This is a genomic window from Novosphingobium aquimarinum (assembly GCF_009746585.1).
GTDB classification, from domain to species: Bacteria; Pseudomonadota; Alphaproteobacteria; order Sphingomonadales; family Sphingomonadaceae; genus Novosphingobium; species Novosphingobium aquimarinum.
Genome location: NZ_WRPO01000054.1, coordinates 1 through 2,528, shown reverse-complemented (window position 1 = coordinate 2,528; position 2,528 = coordinate 1). Strand labels below are relative to the sequence as shown.

The 2,528-nt window shown below is 59.8% G+C and carries 2 protein-coding genes; one reads left to right on the top strand and one right to left on the bottom strand.

What is annotated here, in order from left to right:
* Positions 1-209 precede the first annotated feature (209 nt).
* Positions 210-1,226, top strand: a complete 1,017-nt coding sequence (locus GQO94_RS20905; protein WP_198046095.1) for a hypothetical protein — start codon at positions 210-212, stop codon at positions 1,224-1,226.
* 111 nt (positions 1,227-1,337) lie between these two features.
* Here GQO94_RS20905 and GQO94_RS20700 read toward each other — a convergent pair whose 3' ends face one another.
* Entirely contained in the window at positions 1,338-2,399 is a 1,062-nt protein-coding gene (locus GQO94_RS20700) for a CaiB/BaiF CoA transferase family protein (RefSeq protein WP_156843258.1), read from the bottom strand.
* Positions 2,400-2,528 lie beyond the last annotated feature (129 nt).

Genomic DNA, 2,528 nt, shown 5'->3' with positions numbered 1-2,528 from the left:
TGTCAGGTAGGGCGCGATCAGCGACCATTCCTCGTCGGATAAGTCAGACGGATAAGGCTTGCGAGACAACTCCATTCAAGCCTTTGAATCCACATGGACTCACAAGTCCATAACAGCCTCTAGAAAACTAGGGGCTACTCAATACGGCAAGGCCGGCGGCATAAAGTCCGGCCGCGGTGGCAAGGCTTTCCTCGCAGGCATGCTCACTTGTGGTCATTGTGGCCGCCGCCTGTGTGTCGTTTATGTCGGCCGCCGCATCGGCTATCATATCTACCGCTGCGACCGCTCGAACGGATGTGGCAGTTATAGAGGAACTGCTGCGCGCCGTAGAGCCCTTGGCGATCGACGCGGCATTGGAGGCAGAGCGTATGCATCTCGAAGGCGAAGCGCAAAGGCGGCAGATGGTCGAGCTGGATTTGCAGCAAGCCCGTTACGAGGCCTCGCTTGCCGAGCGACGCTATGCCGCCTGCGACCCCGATAACCGGTTGATCGCCGCTCAACTGGAGAAAAGCTGGGAAGCGACGCTGCGCCGTGTCGAGGCCTGCGAGGCGCGGCTCAACGAACGACAAGTGCGCGAGGACGCCGCCATGCCTGATTTCGCCGGCCTGGCTCACGATCTCAAAGCGGCTTGGAATGCCCCAGACGTTGATATGCAGTTCCGGCATCGGCTGTTGCGAGCGCTGGTGAAGGATATCGTCGCCACCGTCGACAACGATGGGCAGGAAGTCGAGCTTACCATTCACTGGCAAGGCGGGCAGCATTCTCAGGTTCGCATCCGCAAGCCCAAGACCGGAGAACATACCAAGCGCACGCCCGAAGAAGCGATGGCGATCATCCGGTCGATGGCGGCGCGGTGGTCCGATGCCGATGTCGCCGCGACCCTTAACCGTATGGGCATGCGGACGGGTCAGGGCAAGACATGGACCGGGCATCGCGTCAGCTCGCTGCGCCGTGTCCATAAGATTGAAAGCTATCGTTCCGCCGGAACCACGGGTGGTGAATGGCTCACCATGTCGGAGGCGGCAGCCAAGTTCGGTGTCACAAACCACAAAATCCGCCGTGTCGTCGACGCTGGCTTGCTCCCGACCGAGCAGGTTATGCCCGGTTCACCGCATCAAATCCGCGCCGCGGACCTGGCAAAGCCCGAAATCCAAGCCGCGATCTCGCGAAAAGGCCCGTGTCGCACTCAAGACGAGAACCAACAATCCCTGTTTTCCGCCATTTGAAGAGGAGCAGCACTATGAATCAGGCATCAGTTTGCGACTGATATTCTATTCCCCACATTACAACGACGTCGTGGCGTTGGCCAGAAACGCACATCCGCTGAAGCTGGCAGGCTACGACGGATCGGCGGTTAATCCAGTTAGAGGCGTGCCTGAGAAGCGGGGAGCAGGCATTGCCTGTATGGACCCATTGACCGATACGTACACACGCCGGGCGACCATATGAGGATACGAGGCAGCCTCGTCTGGATCAAGCACCGGTGCAAAACAAGTGTCGGTTCCCTCAAGCAAGCCCGACCATTCGTCGCGCGTTCGCTGCCGAAATAAGACTTCGAAACGCCGTCTGAGGTCTTGCCAGCTTTCGGGATCGTATCCGTTTGTGAAAGCAGGATCGTCGGCGAGGCCGAGCTTTTGTCTTAGCAGCGCGTAGAATTTTGGCTCGAGCGATCCCAGCGAGATGAAGCGGTCGTCCGCACATCGGTACGTCGCATACCAGTGTGGACCGTCCAGAATGCTGCGGCCACGCTCGGTCACAAAATGCCCTGCGGCCCTCAAGCTGAGGAGCAGGTTCATCATGTGGGCGCTGCCATCGACAATGGCAGCATCCACGACCTGTCCTTTGCCCGTTTCTCGAGCGCTCAGAATCGCCGCGAGCAGGCCGACCGCCAAATAGAGCGCGCCGCCGCCGATGTCGCCGACGAGACCGGGCGGCGTGATTGGAGGGGAGCCGGGCTCACCAGCATACCAGAGTGCTCCGGAAAGTGCGATATAGTTGATGTCATGGCCTGCCGCCTGCGCGAGCGGCCCATGCTGTCCCCAACCGGTCATCCGGCCGAACACGAGCGCTGCATTGCGCTCGAAACAGATATCCGGTCCAAGGCCTAACCGCTCCATGACGCCTGGGCGCATTCCCTCGATCAATGCGTGACTCTGCTCGACAAGGTTCAGGACACCCTCGATCCCTTCCGGTTGTTTGAGATCGAGGGCCATAAATCGCTTGCCGCGATTGAGGATCGAATCACGACCCAGGTCAATCGTATCCGGATTGGGCACGACGCGATCGACAACCACGACGTCTGCTCCGAGATCGGCCAGCAGCATTCCGCAAAATGGCGCGGGGCCGATGCCTGCGATTTCGACGACTCTGACACCGGCAAGCGGACCATGATCCTTCATGCGCAATTGTCAACGGCGGAGTAAAAGTCGTCCATTAGGCGGAGTAAAACCAGGCCACTTGATCCGGGTGTTGGCGAGCGCCGTGAGGGCGTAGCCCGAGCGGGGGTCGCCAACACCCGGATTGTCATT

What these genes read in the sequence shown, in the direction of transcription:
- GQO94_RS20700 (WP_156843258.1), bottom strand. Translation starts at nt 2,399, where the DNA reads ATGAAGGATCATGGTCCGCTTGCCGGTGTCAGAGTCGTCGAAATCGCA.